Source organism: Agreia bicolorata (genome assembly GCF_000938265.1).
In the GTDB taxonomy this organism is placed as follows: domain Bacteria; phylum Actinomycetota; class Actinomycetes; order Actinomycetales; family Microbacteriaceae; genus Agreia; species Agreia bicolorata.
This window is the reverse complement of the sequence record NZ_JYFC01000002.1, coordinates 472049-486450: the sequence shown is the minus strand read 5'-3', so window position 1 is coordinate 486450 and position 14402 is coordinate 472049. Positions and strand designations below refer to the sequence as shown.

The window sequence follows — 14402 nt, the reverse complement described above, 5'->3', positions numbered from 1 at the left end:
CATCCATCAGACGCAGCGGGCACTCGCCGTCATCGTTCGAGTACGACCGCGAGGCCCTGGCCGACCCCGATGCAGATCGCGACGACGGCGACTCCGCTCCCCCGCCGAGCCAGCTCATGTGCAGCGCGCCCCACGATACGGCCACCGGATGCGCCGAGCGGGTGACCGATGGCGAGCGCGCCGCCGTGCACGTTGAGTTTCTGCGGGTCGAGTTCCGGCCAGCCCTTCAGACACGCGAGCGACTGCGAGGCGAAGGCTTCGTTGAGCTCCACGAAGTCGACATCGGCCCAGCTCCGGCCAGCGCGGGCCAAGGCCTTGTTCGCGGCCTCGATGGGGGCGATCGGAAAGTTCTGCGGGTCGACGCCGTGTGCTGCTCGGCCTGCGATCCGCGCCAGCGGCTCCCCGGCGAGGGCGCCCTCGCCGGCCACGAGCACGGCGGAGGCACCGTCGTTGATCGAGGAGGAATTGCCCGCCGTCACCGAGCCATCAGCCACGAACAGCGCCTTCAGCGCGGCGAGCTTCTCGACGGTGCTGCCGTCACGGATACCCTCGTCGCGGGCCAGCGATACCCCTGGCACCTGCACGATTTCGGCGCCGAAGACCCCGGATGCCCATGCCTCGGCTGCGAGGCGGTGCGAGCGCACCGCGAACTCGTCTTGAGCCTCACGCCCTATCTCCCAGGTGCGGGCGATGTGCTCGGCGGACTCGCCGTTGCTGATCGTCCAGTCTGCTCGGAGGGCGGGGTTGGTCATGCGCCACCCGATCGAGGTGTTCCACAGAGTCGGATTGCCCGAGGCTGGCCACGGTTTGGCCGACTTCTCGAGCACGTACGGCGCCCGGCTCATCGACTCGACGCCGCCTGTGAGCACTATGTCGGCGTCGCCGGCCTCGATCGCGCGCGAGCCCTGAATCACGGCCTCGAGTGACGATGCGCAGAGCCGGTTCACGGTCGTGCCGGTGACGGTCGTGGGAAACCCCGCGAGCAGGGCGCCGAAGCGGGCCACGTTGCGATTGTCTTCTCCGGCCTGGTTCGCATCGCCGAAGATCACGTCGTCGATGCGGGCGGGATCCAGACCCGTACGCTCGACGATCGAGGCCATCACCACGGCGGCCAGGTCGTCGGGCCGCACGCCGGAGAGTGCGCCACCGGCGCGGCCGAATGGAGTGCGTACGGCGTCGTGGACGAAGCTCGCGATCATGATTCAATCCTTAGCTGCAGAGAAAGTCCGGTGAGCTGCTCGAGCTCATCGACGGTGGTGCCACCGAACAGTTCGCGCACCTGGAAGCCACCGCCGGTCACATCGAAGACAGCGTGATCGGTGTAGACGCGGGAGACGCATCCGACGCCCGTCAGCGGATACGTGCACTCGGCCACGAGCTTAGACTCGCCCGCCTTCGTGAGCAGGTCGGTCATCACGTACACGGCCTTGGCGCCGATGGCGAGATCCATGGCGCCGCCAACGGCCGGGATGGCGCCGGGAGCGCCGGTGGACCAGTTGGCGAGGTCGCCTGTGGCGCTCACCTGGAACGCGCCCAACACGCAGATGTCGAGGTGGCCGCCGCGCATCATGCCGAAGGAGTCGGCGTGATGGAAGTAGGCGGCACCGGCGAGCGCGGTGACAGGCTGCTTTCCCGCGTTGATGAGGTCTGGATCGATCAGCCCGGGCGCCGGGGCCGAGCCCATGCCCAGCAGACCGTTCTCGGTATGCAGGATGACCTCGAGGTCGGACGGCAGATAGTTGGCGACCAGGGTCGGTGCTCCGATACCGAGGTTCACGTAGGCGCCCTCGGGGATGTCGGAGGCGATGCGCTGAGCAAGCTCCTCGCGGCCGATGCGGGTCATGAGAGCACCTCCAGTGGGCGGCCCTCGATGTCGACGCCGCCGACGAAGATGCCATCCTGAACCCAGCCGCGCGGAGCAACGGCCACCACCCGGTTCACGAAGACGCCCGGGGTCACCACAGCCTCGGGGTCGAGCGCACCGAGCGCGACCACCTCGTCGACCTGTGCGACGGTGGTGGTGGCAGCGGCCGCCATGATCGGGCCGAAGTTGCGGGCCGTCTCGCGGTAGATCAGATTGCCCCAGCGATCGCCGCGATAGGCCGAGATGAGGGCAACGTCGGCCTTGATGGGGTACTCGAGCACATAGCGCCGACCATCGATGGTGCGCTCCTCCTTGCCCTCGGCGAGCTCGGTGCCCACCCCGGTGGGGCTGAAGAAGGCGCCGATGCCAGCCCCCGCTGCTCGGATGCGCTCCGCGAGATTGCCCTGAGGAACGATCTCGAGCTCGATCTCGCCGGCGCGATAGAGGCCATCGAACACCCACGAGTCGTGCTGGCGGGGAAAGGAGCACACCATGCGACGCACCCTGCCCTTCGCCAACAGGGCGGCGAGGCCGGTGTCGCCGTTGCCGGCGTTGTTGCTCACGATGGTGAGGTCGCCGGCACCCTGCTCGATCAGGGCGTCGATGAGCTCGACGGGCTGGCCGGCGCGGCCGAAGCCGCCGATCATAACGGTGGAGCCGTCGGCGACGCCGGCCACGGCATCCGCAGTGCCGGGAACGGTCTTGTCGATCATCAGGACTCCTCTGCTGTCTCGGCGAATACGGCGCCCGCGATGCGGAACGCCGTGTTTGCGGCCGGCAACCCGGAGTAGAGCGCTGACTGGAGGATGACCTCTCTGATCTCCTCGACAGTGAGGCCGTTGCGCAGGGCGGCGCGCAGGTGCATGGCGAGCTCCTCGTGGTGGCCGTGAGCGATCAGGGAGCTGAGCACAGCAACCGACCGCGAGCGACGGTCGAGGCCGGGGCGCGACCAGATGTCGCCCCAGGCGGTGCGGGTGATGAAGTCTTGCCAGTCTGCCGTGAACGGGGTGCTCTCGGCCGTGGCACGGTCGACGTGCTCGTCGGAGAGCACGGCGCGCCGCACGGCCATACCCTGCTCATGCCTCTCGGCGTCGCTCAAGCCGGCACTATCGGGGCGGGTCATGGCTGTACTCCATCGGTGTGGCGGGCGAAGAACTCTCGCAGCGCGGCGGCCGTGGCCTCGGGCTGCTCGGCGGGCGGGAGGTGGGCGGCGCGCTCGATGAAAGCCGACTCACCGTGGGCTACACCTGCGGCGATCTCGAGCGCTTTGGCCTCGGGGGCGACGACATCGTGGCGGCCCCAGAGGGCGAGCGCGGGCACGGTGATCTCGGCAAGGCGGTCGCGCACGTCGTAGGCGGCCAAGGCCTCGCAGCAGAGCGCGTACGACTCGTCGTCGGCGTTCTGCAGAGCATGGAGCAACCGGCCGGTGAGATCCGGATGCGCGGCCATCGACTCGGGTGCGAACCAGCGCTGAGCCGACGGGATGATGATGCTCGAGGTGCTCTCGGAGCGCACCTTCGCCGCCCGTTCCCGCCAGCCCGCCGGGTCGCCGAGCTGCGCGCCCGAGGCAATGATGGCGGATGCCCGCACACGCCCGCCGTGCCGCAGCATCAGTTCGAGGCCGGTCGCGCCTCCCAGCGAGACACCCGCGTAGAAGAAGGGCTCGTCACCGGCACCAACGACCCCGAGCGCAGCCACGACCGCCTCGGCCAGCTCGGCCGCGGTGAACGGATCGGTGGTTGCCGGCGACTCGCCGTGCCCGGGCAGGTCCCACGCCAGCAGACGGAAGTGCTCAGCCAGTGTCGGCGCGGCCGCCTCCCACAGGATCGTCGAGGTGCCGAGCGAGGGGCCGAGCACGAGTAACGGCAGACCCGGCGCGCGGCCCAGTTCCTGGACGGCAAGGGTTGGCACAGTCATTGCAGCTCCTCGTGGATGGTGCGGTCGACGGTGGCGGAGACGTCACCGATGTAGCCCGCCGGGTCGAGGAGAGCGCTGGCGTCGAGCCCCTCGGCCTCGGGCAGGGCACTGATGAGCTCGGCCAGATCTGCACCGGCGGCCGCATCGGCGACCAGAGCGGTCACGCGCTCGGAGCCGATGAGCGGAGTGAGCACAAGTGAGATGCGCTCGGCCAGGATGAGGCCGCGCGTCAGGACCAGATTGCGGGCGACGGCATCGCGGTCGACGCGCAGCGACGACGCGAGTCGGGCCGAGTGCGCGGCCGCTCCCAGCGCGAGTCGGAGGAGTTCGCGCAGGGTGGGCCACTCGGCGTGCCAGGCTCCGGCCGGGCGCTCGTCTTCGGCGAGAGCAGCGCAGAGGTGCAGGGTCGCAGCGAGTTGGGGAGCGCGCAGCGCTGCTGAACGGATGAGCACGGCGGCGACGGGGTTGCTCTTCTGCGGCATGGCAGATGACGCTCCGCCGGCGCCCGCCGAGAGCTCGGCGATCTCGGTGCGGGTGAGCGTGACGACGTCTCCCGCGAGCTTGCCGAGCGCATCCGTCGCCTGCACCAGCGCATCGGCCAGCTCGGTGACCGGCCAGCGACTGGTGTGCCACACGGCGCCCGCGTCGTCGAGGTGGAGTGCCTCGGCGTAGCGGGCCGGAAGCTCGGTCGTGCCTGGGCCGCCGAGCTCGAGGAACGAGGCGCGGGTGCCGGCTGCACCTCCCAGCTGGGCCGGCAGGCTGAGGCGCTCAAGCCGGGTCCGAGCCCGACGGATGCCGCCGACCCAGCCCGCGGCGCGCATCCCGACCGTGGTGGGAACCGCGTGCTGCGCCAGCGTTCGGCCGGCCGCCACCACGTCGCGATGCTCGACGGCGAAGGCGGAGAGCGCCGCGTCGGCGTTCGAGAGGGAGACGAGGATCGCGTCGACCGCGCGACGGGCCACAAGCATGATCGCTGTGTCGAGGATGTCCTGGCTGGTCGCGCCTCGATGCGCCCACTGCCGCTTGTCGGCGGGCAGCGCCTGCTTCAGCACAGACACCAGCGGGATGACCGGGTTGCCGCCCCCGACCGCGGCTGCCGCGATCTGCGCCGCGTCGATTCCGAGCGCACCGGCGGGGCCGATCGCCTCATCCGAATCCGCCGCCCCGAGGCCCCAGGCTGCGGCGATCGCCTCGGCCGACTGGGAGGACAGGGCGCCGAGAGCGGTCCACGCGCGCACGAGGCCGAGTTCGGCGCCCACCAACGCGGTCAGCACGGCGTCGTCCGACACCAGTGCGTCGTGCTCCACGGTCACCGGCGACAGCAGACCGACGTCGAGCGCGGTGAAGGGGCGATCAGAAGTCAAGGAACACCGTCTCCTTCTCGCCCTGCAGGCGGATGTCATGCTGGAGTTGGGCCGGAGTCGGCCGCGAGGCGATGAGTGTGGAACGCTCCTCAGACTCGAGCGACGCGAGGAACGGATCGGCGGCCAGCGCCGCCGCGTCGTCAGGCAGGTAGATGCGGGTGTGCAGCTTGTCAGGCAGCCCCCGCGCGAAGACGATCGCCGCGAAGAAGGCCGGACGGCCCTGTGCGGCCCCGGGGGCGCGGGTGAAGAACTCGTAGTGCCCGTCGTCATTCGTGAACGCACGACCGAACCCGGTGAAGGTGTGGCCGTCACGCCGGAACGCTCCCCGGGCGCGAGGCACCCGGCCATCCGAATCGGCGCCGAAGATCTCGATGAACGCGTCGGGCACGGGATCGCCCGCGCCGTCGTAGATCGTGCCGCCGAGCAGCACCGCGCCGGGCGCATGCGGATCGACGACCTGGTGCATCCGGTCGTACTCGACGCCGTACGCGAAGAACGGCCCGACAGTCTGCCCGGGGGTGGGCCGCAGAGTGCGCGCGGGAACGGTCATCGTCATTCGCTCTCGTTCTCGAACCAGGTCGCGTCCGGTCCATCGACCACGATGTCGAAACGATAGCCGGTGGCCCATTCGGCCGAGGTGAGATCGTGGTCGTAGACGCCGATCAGGCTATCCCGGTCTTTCTGCCGCCAGATGGTGTTGAAGATAGGGTCAAGTGCGAACAGCGGGTCGCCAGGAAAATACATCTGCGTCACAAGCCGCTGCGTGAACGAACTGCCGAAGATCGAGAAATGGATGTGAGCCGGCCGCCACGCGTTCACGTGGTTCTTCCACGGGTAAGGGCCGGGTTTCACCGTGGTGAACGTGTACTCGCCGGAGGCATTCGTGACAGCCCGCCCTGCCCCGGTGAAGTTCGGGTCGAGCGGCGCCGGGTGTTGGTCGCGCTGGTGGATGTATCGGCCGGCCGAGTTGGCCTGCCAGATCTCGATCAGCTGATTCGCGACCGGTCGCCCCCAGGAGTCGAGCAGGCGCCCCGCCACGGTCATCCGCTCGCCCAGCGGCTCGCCCGCGTGCTGAACGGTGAGGTCGGACTCCACCGCCGCAACGTCGCGCTGCCCGAACGCCGGCGAGAGCAGCTCGATGGTCTCGGGGTCGACCAGCTTGAGGTTCTTCGTGGGATGCCGCAGCAGACTCGAGCGATAGGCCGGAAAATCGTGCACGGTCGAGCGGATGCGCTCACCCGCCTGCTCACGGCGCTCCAGATCGGCGTGGAGTCGGCCGATCTCGTCTGTGATATCACGCTGTGTGGCTTGATCGGGAGCGGCAAGCAGACTCTCCGGAGCCGCGGCGGTCTGTGAGGTCACGGTGTCTCCTTCGACGACTCGGAACTGTGTTTCTCCATGGTGCGCCAGCGACGACTCCAAACGCGCCCACTTCCCGATGAACGGGAACATCGTCGAGCGGGTGTCATTATGGAGCATGGCCAACTCCCCCACCGGCGATTCCGCGACCGACCGACTGGTACGCATCCTGGCCACCTTCACGCCCACCCGCACCGTGCAGACAGCCACCGAGATCGGCCGCCGATCGGGCCTGCCGAGCACCACCGCCCACCGCATCGTGAACGAGCTCGTCGACGCTGGCCTGCTCGAACGCGACGAGGACCGCCGGGTGCGCATCGGCATGCGCCTCTGGGAGCTCTCCACCCGATCTTCGCACGCCCTCCGACTGCGCCAGGCGGCCATGCCGTTTATGGAGCGTGTGCAATCGCGGGTGAGAGAACACACCCAACTCGCCATCCTGGAGCAGGACGAAGCGCTCTTCCTCGAGCGCCTCAGCAGCCCCGATTCGGGCTCGAACATCACCCGGGTCGCCGGCCGGCTCCCACTGCACGCCTCGAGCTCGGGCCTCGTGCTGCTCGCCTTCGGCCCGCCCGACCTACAGGAGCGGGTGCTCTCGTCACGGCTTGCGCCGCTCACCCGCGCGACCCTCTCCGACCCGGATACGGTGCGCCGCAAGCTCGCCGAGGTGCGGCAGCTCGGCCACGCCATCGCACCCGGCTACGTAGAGGATGTGTCCACCGGCATCGCCGTGCCCATCCGCGACGAAACAGGGCGCGTGATCGCCGCGCTCTCGGCGGTGCTGCCGCGCGAAGCCGAGTCCGACTTCGCCGTGGTCGAGCTGCACCGGGCCGCCAACGACATCGCGCGGTCGCTGGGCTACCGCTCCTGAAGGGCGAATAGATTCCCGTTCATCGGGAATATCACCGGTTGTGGCCTCTACTACCTCCCACAATGACGGCAGCCCCGTCGAAGGAGACGCCATGACCACCACCATCCGAACACGCGTTGCGATCGTCGGCGCAGGCCCCGCGGGGCTCATACTGTCGCAGTTGCTGGCTGATGCCGGCGTGGAATCGGTGATCGTCGACTCCCGCTCTCGAGTCGAGATCGAATCGACCATTCGCGCCGGAATCCTCGAGCAGAACACCGTCGACCTCCTCCGAGCGATTGACCCCGCCACTCGGGTCGACACCGTGGGGCACCGGCACGATGGCATCGAACTGCGCTTCGACGGAGAGGGGCACCGCATCGACTTCCCGTCACTGGTGGGTCGGAGCGTCTGGCTCTACCCGCAGCACGAGGTTCTGAAAGACCTCCTCGCGTTGCGGCTCGGCGCAGGCCAGGATCTGCGCTTCGGCGTGACAATCGACGGGGTCGACGACGGTGACCCCACGCATCCGGCGGTCGTCGGCACGGATGCGCACGGCGAGGCTCTGCGCCTCGAGGCCGACTTCGTGGTCGGTGCCGACGGCTCGCGTAGCGTGGTGCGCGCGGCCGTGACGGGATCGCGCTCGGGCGGCTACTTCCGCGAGTATCCCTTCGCCTGGTTCGGCATCCTCTGTGAGGCGCCGCCGAGCGCGCAAGAGCTCATCTACAGCAACTCCGAGAACGGATTCGCCCTGATCAGCCAGCGCAGCCCCGAGGTGCAGCGCATGTACTTCCAATGCGACCCCACCACCGATGCCGCCGCGCCGAGTGACGCCGAGATCTGGGATGCCCTGCAGAGCCGGGTGCCCGGAACCACACTCGCCGAGGGTCCGATCATCCAACGCGACGTGCTCCGCTTCCGCAGCTTCGTGGCGCACGAGCTGCGACGCGGCCGGGTCGCTCTCGTCGGCGACGCCGCGCACACCGTTCCCCCCACCGGGGCCAAGGGTATGAACCTGGCCATCGCCGACGTCGTGCTGCTCGCCGAGGCACTGCGGTCTCTGCTCACCGAGAGCAACGAACGACTCATCGACTCCTACGCTGAACGCGCCCTCGACCGCATCTGGAAAGCCCAGCACTTCTCCTGGTGGATGACGAGCATGCTGCATGTCGCCCCCGACGCGAGCGACTTCGACCGCCGACGCCAGCTCGGCGAGCTACGCACCGTCGTATCGTCCGAGGCCGGTCGCGCCTACCTTGCCGAGGCCTACACCGGATGGCCACTTCACTAGGAAAAAGGATCTCTCATGCCGAGACGGCGAGACTCGCATGTCCGTACCCCTCACGGCTCCCTGACGGGTATCCGGGTCGTGTCGAATACCTCGTTGCGATCGTCGCCTCGAAAGTAGGGCATCGGCGCGACCGTGGCGCGTATCTCGACCCGCGATTCCTCGGTATCACCCCAGAGCACCACGACGGGTGATCCTTCATCGGCGAACTCCCGCTCGATGAACGCGAGCGACACCATCCGGTTCTCCCGATAATCGATCGTGCGGCCCGCAGTGACCCCGATCTTCCCGCCGTCCGCGAGAACGTAGTCGACCCGCATCTTGAGGCTCGCGAACTCCTCGAGCGTGAAGCCGGGAGTTGTCACCAGGTCGGCCGCGGTAGCTGCCCGGCCCCTGAGCTGCGTCGAGAACGCGGCCGCAACGTCGTCGGCATTCCATTCGAGCGTGACCGCCTGCCGGGGCGGGTCCTGCGCGATGCGTTGCAGGGCAGTTTTCCCGGGAAAGTCATGATCGAAGTTCACGAGGTTTCCCCAACCGACGTCGTAAGGGGTCAGGTAGACGTTGGCCCTGCTATCGGCGGCGCTGCCGGCGAGTCCCAGGTCGAGGTGCGGCACCTGAGCGATGAAGGCAGCAAGCTCCGAGCCGCTTTCCGCGTAAGGGTAGAGGAAATGCTGGAATTGGTTCGGGTAGCCCCCGATGGTGTGGTTTCCGAGGGCGTAATTGAGGAATCCCTGCGGCTTGCCTCCCGCCGCCTCGACCGCTTCACGCAGCGCCTCGTAGGCGGCGAGCGCGTAGGTGGAGTGCCCGTGGACTTCATAGGCCAGTGATCCCGACATGCCGAGGCGATGCACGACGGCGGCACCTCCGCCCAGAGCCACTCGGGTGTTCCGCCCGAAGCGCAGGCCGTGGAGGTCGGCCCCTGTGACCTTCTCCATGATCTCGAGCGATTTGGGTCCGTCGACCTGGAAGAAGTACTCGTCGAGGACGTACGACCCGTGCACATCGAGCGCACTCCGACGCAGATGAAAGTCGAGGACGGGTGCTAGCCAGTATGTGCGGAAGTGGTTCTCACCCAGCTTCACGCAGAGTCCATCTGCAAGCATCTGGCCGTCATCGTTGCAGATGATCATGTGACGTGATCCGCCCTCGGGGAGTTTTCCGAAGTCTCTATTCACCGCCACACTGTTGAGGAACGCCACGGCGTCGGGGCCGGTCACGTCGAAGACTGGGCTCGTATTGAGGAAGGTGCCAAGCCAGGCCGTTGTCCGGGCGGCGAGGAACTCCTCCCGCGGTGAGGAGTACTGCGCCGGCACGAGGAAGGGGCCGAACGGCGCCAATGCCGTCGCTCCCTCGAAGACCGGGCTGCCGGGTGCGAAGATCAGAGCGGTTGCGGGCGTACCTGACCCCCACTCCGGCTGACTGGCGGTGCTGGATGTGTCGGACACGTGCTTCTCCTTCGGATGATTGAGGATCTGGCGGATCTGAGGTCGTTCAGAACAGGCGGGAACGCTCGAGGACGGCGTCGCGGCCTCGGACGAGCACCTCGTGCAACGGTGTCGGCCCACGACCGGTCAGGGTGCGCACGTCGCGCGAGGTCGTGCCGAAGTAGTGCTCACGGATACCGGCTTCGTATGTCACCAGGTCGTCTCGAGCCGAGGCTCCGTACGTCTCCGTCTCGAGTCCCACTTCGTAGTGCTCGGGAACTCCCGCGGCCGCAAGTTCGGAGTCCCGCTCCTCCGACGTGAGCTCGACGTACTCGATGGGCCGATCGAAGATCTCGGCGGCCATCGACGCCAGCTCTCGGATCGACCAGTTCTGCTCATTGGCGATCCGATAGGTACGCCCGGAATGGCCGTCGCTCGTGAGCACCTCCACAGCAGCGGCCACGCATTCCGAGCGGGAGATGAAGCCGACTCGGCCATCGCCCGTAGACATGCGTAGCTGACCGGTGGCCAGGCCGACAGGCACCATCATGAACGCGGCCGCCTCGGCGTACAGACTGTCACGCATGACGGTGTAGTCGACGCCACTCTCGGCCAGCAGGATCTCGGTGCGCAGATGGTCCGGTGCGACGATGGCGGGGTTGCCGGGTTCGGATCCGTCACTCGAGGTGTAGACGATGTGCTGCACGCCGGCCCGTGTCGCCGCCTCGATCGCGATGGCATGCTGTTCCGCTCGCCGTCCCACGTCGCGGGTGCTGATGAGCAGCATGCGATCCGCGCCGGCGAATGCGGTATCGAGTTCCTCGGGCCGGTCGAAGTCGCCCTGGCGCACCTCTGCGCCGCGCGCGGCAAGATCCGCCAGACTCGCTGGGTTCCTCGTCACGAGGATGAGGTCCTGAGGAGCGACACGTTCCAGCAGGAGCTCGACTGCCTCGCGCCCGAATCCTCCGGACGCTCCAGACACCATTGTCTTCATGTTCTACTTCCGTTCTTCGCTGAACTGGACTGTGACGCAGACCGCGGTGCAACTAACCTTTACCGCGCTCGGCGTGCTCGAAGTCTCACAGCACCGACATTGCACGGCATCCATGACCTCACTAGTAGCGCTTGCGCCTTTTAGTAGCTGTCTCGCCTCACGCGCGTCTCGGGTACGCCGACGAAACCCGACCCCGAGATCCGGTACAACAGCCCGGACTCTGTTCGGTCCCGAGCTGACGCGGCGGCATCGGGGATGCTCGCCGGGTCCAATGACGTGACGTAGATCTCATCGAGTGCGTGGCCGCCGAACGCGAGACTCGTGATGTTCGGGCTGGGCATGTCGATCCGAAGCACCTCTCGGCCATCGGGAGCCATCCGGATCAGCCACTTCGAGCCGTGAAGGATCGTCCAGACATGATCGTCCTCGTCGACGGTGGCCCCGTCGGGAAAGGCGCCGTCGTCGTCGAATCGGGCGAAGACGCGCCGTTCGCCCAGTGACGTGCCGTACTCGTATGCGTAGATGACGCCGCGCTTGCTGTCGGCGACGTACATGATCGAGCCATCCACGCTCCAACAGAGGCCGTTGCCGAGGATGAACCCGTCGTCGAGTTCGGTGACGCTGCCGTCAGGCTCCCAGCGGTGGATCGCCCCGACAGCTGAGCTGAAATCGCGTCCGCCGGAGACGGCTACGAAGCGGCCGTCCCTATCGACCTTCCCTTCGCTGATCGCGGCGTTTGCCGCAACTCCGGCCGCCGTCGGCGGCGCGAAGTCACCGCTGGAGGGATGGAGCGTCGTGAAGGCATTGTCGAGAGCGACCGCCACTGTGCCGGAGTCCGCGAGCGCTACGGCGCCGACCTGACGAGGTGTCGCCCATCGGCTCAGGTCGCCGTGCTCATCGAGGCGGAGCACTGCGGGTTCGAGGATATCCACGAACCAGAGCGACCTGGATGACGAGTCCCAGATGGGGCTCTCCCCGACAGTGGTCCTAATTCCCGGAATTGATTCTATGAGCACGTCGTTCCTTCATTCTTCGATGGGTTCCTTCGCTGTCACAACCACGATCACCAGCCGATACAGCCGAGCGCCCGGAGCAGAGGTGCCGCCTTTACTGCCACTTCTTCGACTTCGGCGTCGGGATTCGACAGGGCAGTGATACCCCCGCCTGCGCCGACAGTCGCGCCGTGAGAGTCGACCACGATGGTTCGAATCGTCATCGCCAGGTCGACCGATCCGTCGAAGCCGAAGTATCCGAACGCCCCGGCATACACTCCGCGCGCCCGCATCTCCAATGACTGCAACAGGCTGATCGCCCGGCGTTTCGGGGCTCCGGTCATCGAGCCGGCCGGAAAGCAGGCGCGAAGCACGTCGGCCACCGTCGCCGTCGGGGTGAGCCGACCGGTGACGGTGCTCACAAGTTGATGCACCTGGGCATAGCTCTCGATCTCGAACAAGCCGGGTACTCCGACGGTTCCGACCTCACAGACCTGCGAGAGGTCGTTTCGCATCAGGTCCACAATCATCAGGTTCTCCGCCTGCTCCTTGACGCTGTGCCGCAGCTCTTCGCGGCTCGCGTCGTCTGCTGCGCTGTCCGCCGCACGGGGACGTGTCCCCTTGATAGGCCGGGTCGTGATGAGGCCGGCCGGGTCGATCTCCAGAAACCGCTCCGGCGACGCGCTGACGACGCTGACGCCCCCGATGCGCAGGAGCGCTCCGTGGTGAGTCGGGCTCGTCTTCCTGACACGGCGGTAGAGATCGAAGACGTCGAAGGATCCAGCGACCTCGATAGTGGTGGTCAAGCAGAGCTGGAAGGCGTCTCCGGCGTGGATCGACTCGAAGCACGCGGCGATCTTTCCTCGGTATTCCGCTGGCGAGTCCGCCCATCGCGTCGTGGTCGGACGCGGAGGTGGAGGCGGCGCGAGTGGGCCGACTCCCTCGATGAGGGCGAGCTGGCGAAGTACGTCGTGCCGCCATTGCGCGTTCTCAGCCAGCCATTCGTCGCCTATCGCCAGGAGGTGAGCTCCCTGGGTGTCGATCATCACCGCCCGAACAACTTTCAGCAGCGCGGCATCAGTACGGCGGAGATCCGGAATAGTCTCCATGCCCAACGTCTCCCCGAGCACCCCGTACCCGAGCCACCCGATCAAACCGAGCGTGAACTCGAGTTCGTGGATGACATCGGAGGGCGGGGATACCCTCCGGGCAGGAAGCTCCCGGTCAAGGGCGGAAAGAACGCCTCCCGCGAGATCCACCGGCTCACCGATGGCGAAATAGCTTCGCGCGCCGTCACCGCTGTCTAGCCAGACCGAGTCGGTCCTCCCGCCGATGAGACAGGCATAGGCGCGCTCCAGGTCGAAGTCACCGGGCACGTCATAACGAAGCATGGCCGCGGCGAGTGGCGATCCACTCGAGCACGACGGCGGCCGTGCTCGACGAGTTGGATTCCAGGATGAGCCCGTGTCCGTTCCCCTGGAGGCCGTGCTGCTCGAGAGCCTGCTCCTCCGCATCGAGTCCGAGCGCGACGAGATAGCCGGCGAGTCGCGAGGCTCCGTCCCGGAACGGCGATTCGGGTGCCGTCACCACGACGATCGGTACTCCGCTCAGCGAACGCGCCCAGGCGTCGTCCACGGTGGTGTCGACGTCGGCCGGGTCGATTGCAGCGAGACCGGAATCGAGTCGCCCGACACCGGGAATCGTGGAGAACGGTGGACCGGGTGGTTCCACGGCGACGAGGGCGCTCACCAGCCGGGGTCGTCGGGACGCGGCGACCCAGCTGCCGAGGGCACCGAGTGAATGACTGACGATGATCGCCGGACCGATCATCTCCAGCAGCTCGACGAGACGGTCCGCGTCGCGCCGGTTGCCCTCGGCGAGGTCGCGGTGTCGCGGGCCGGCCGAGGCGCCGAGCTGGTGGAGGACCAGGTCGCGGATACCGTCGCGAGCCGCTTCGTCGCCCTGGCCGACGGACGAGGCGAACACTCTGGCTACCGCCTCCAACGGCATCGAGCCGGTCAGCGGACCGTCCAGATCGGGGTGGCTGCGAGAGCGCCCGTGCCCGGGCCGGTCGACGACATAGACCGGATGCCCGGCCGCCACGAATTCCGCGGCCCAGCCCGGCCGACCGTCGGGCGTCATGAGCCAGTCCGTCCCCTGGCCTCCTCCGCCGTGGACGAAGACTACGGGGTCGGCAAGCGGATCGACCGGTGACTCCCACTCCACCCACATCGAACCTCGAAGCAAGGTCCCGGCTTCGCCGGTGACCTTCTGTCCCGGTATCCAGAACCCGCCGCGACGCGATCGCTCTCGGATCTCGCCGCTCAGGTGGGGTCGTGTCATGTTCATG

General features: G+C 67.6%; 15 protein-coding genes. 2 read left to right on the top strand and 13 right to left on the bottom strand.

The window, feature by feature from the left end:
* Positions 1-29: 29 nt before the first annotated feature.
* From TZ00_RS05760 to pcaH, 8 genes are read right to left on the bottom strand one after another with little or no spacing between them, the layout of a single operon-like run.
* Positions 30-1199, bottom strand: coding sequence for a thiolase family protein (locus TZ00_RS05760; protein ID WP_044439914.1), 1170 nt, complete (start codon positions 1197-1199; stop codon positions 30-32).
* Positions 1196-1843 (bottom strand): 3-oxoacid CoA-transferase subunit B, encoded by a 648-nt coding sequence (locus TZ00_RS05755; RefSeq protein ID WP_044439912.1) that lies wholly within the window; start codon positions 1841-1843, stop codon positions 1196-1198. The genes TZ00_RS05760 and TZ00_RS05755 overlap by 4 nt, the downstream gene beginning before the upstream one ends.
* Positions 1840-2577, bottom strand: coding sequence for a 3-oxoacid CoA-transferase subunit A (locus tag TZ00_RS05750; protein ID WP_044439910.1), 738 nt, complete (start codon positions 2575-2577; stop codon positions 1840-1842). Before TZ00_RS05750 ends, TZ00_RS05755 begins: the two co-directional genes overlap by 4 nt.
* The gene (pcaC, locus tag TZ00_RS05745; protein WP_044439909.1) at positions 2577-2987 is read right to left on the bottom strand and encodes a 4-carboxymuconolactone decarboxylase; all 411 of its coding nucleotides are present in this window, start codon (positions 2985-2987) and stop codon (positions 2577-2579) included. The genes TZ00_RS05750 and pcaC overlap by 1 nt, the downstream gene beginning before the upstream one ends.
* The gene (locus TZ00_RS05740; protein ID WP_044439907.1) at positions 2984-3781 is read right to left on the bottom strand and encodes an alpha/beta fold hydrolase; all 798 of its coding nucleotides are present in this window, start codon (positions 3779-3781) and stop codon (positions 2984-2986) included. The genes pcaC and TZ00_RS05740 overlap by 4 nt, the downstream gene beginning before the upstream one ends.
* Positions 3778-5145 carry a lyase family protein gene (locus TZ00_RS05735; RefSeq protein WP_052521326.1) on the bottom strand — a complete coding sequence of 456 codons (1368 nt, stop codon included), beginning with the start codon at positions 5143-5145 and terminating at the stop codon, positions 3778-3780. The genes TZ00_RS05740 and TZ00_RS05735 overlap by 4 nt, the downstream gene beginning before the upstream one ends.
* Positions 5135-5701 (bottom strand): protocatechuate 3,4-dioxygenase subunit alpha, encoded by a 567-nt coding sequence (gene pcaG, locus TZ00_RS05730; protein ID WP_078713823.1) that lies wholly within the window; start codon positions 5699-5701, stop codon positions 5135-5137. Before pcaG ends, TZ00_RS05735 begins: the two co-directional genes overlap by 11 nt.
* Positions 5698-6507, bottom strand: coding sequence for a protocatechuate 3,4-dioxygenase subunit beta (gene pcaH / locus TZ00_RS05725; protein ID WP_044440392.1), 810 nt, complete (start codon positions 6505-6507; stop codon positions 5698-5700). The genes pcaG and pcaH overlap by 4 nt, the downstream gene beginning before the upstream one ends.
* Before the next feature lie 115 nt (positions 6508-6622).
* Between pcaH and TZ00_RS05720 the strand changes: the two genes are divergently transcribed.
* Both TZ00_RS05720 and TZ00_RS05715 read left to right on the top strand, forming a co-directional pair.
* Positions 6623-7375, top strand: a complete 753-nt coding sequence (locus TZ00_RS05720) for an IclR family transcriptional regulator (protein ID WP_044439904.1) — start codon at positions 6623-6625, stop codon at positions 7373-7375.
* A gap of 91 nt (positions 7376-7466) precedes the next feature.
* Positions 7467-8645 carry a 4-hydroxybenzoate 3-monooxygenase gene (locus TZ00_RS05715; RefSeq protein WP_044439903.1) on the top strand — a complete coding sequence of 393 codons (1179 nt, stop codon included), beginning with the start codon at positions 7467-7469 and terminating at the stop codon, positions 8643-8645.
* A gap of 50 nt (positions 8646-8695) precedes the next feature.
* Here TZ00_RS05715 and TZ00_RS05710 read toward each other — a convergent pair whose 3' ends face one another.
* From TZ00_RS05710 to TZ00_RS05690, 5 genes are all read right to left on the bottom strand, one after another.
* On the bottom strand, positions 8696-10087 hold the full coding sequence (locus tag TZ00_RS05710) for an aminomethyltransferase family protein (RefSeq protein ID WP_052521325.1): 1392 nt from the start codon (positions 10085-10087) through the stop codon (positions 8696-8698).
* A 46-nt stretch (positions 10088-10133) separates the two neighbouring features.
* Entirely contained in the window at positions 10134-11060 is a 927-nt protein-coding gene (locus TZ00_RS05705; RefSeq protein ID WP_044439902.1) for an SDR family oxidoreductase, read from the bottom strand.
* 140 nt (positions 11061-11200) lie between these two features.
* Positions 11201-12076 carry an SMP-30/gluconolactonase/LRE family protein gene (locus TZ00_RS05700; protein WP_084605937.1) on the bottom strand — a complete coding sequence of 292 codons (876 nt, stop codon included), beginning with the start codon at positions 12074-12076 and terminating at the stop codon, positions 11201-11203.
* A 47-nt stretch (positions 12077-12123) separates the two neighbouring features.
* Positions 12124-13443: an anthranilate synthase component I family protein gene (locus TZ00_RS05695; RefSeq protein ID WP_044439900.1), complete on the bottom strand. Its 1320-nt coding sequence runs from the start codon at positions 13441-13443 to the stop codon at positions 12124-12126.
* Positions 13430-14395 (bottom strand): alpha/beta fold hydrolase, encoded by a 966-nt coding sequence (locus TZ00_RS05690; RefSeq protein ID WP_044440389.1) that lies wholly within the window; start codon positions 14393-14395, stop codon positions 13430-13432. Before TZ00_RS05690 ends, TZ00_RS05695 begins: the two co-directional genes overlap by 14 nt.
* Between the last annotated feature and the right edge of the window lie 7 nt (positions 14396-14402).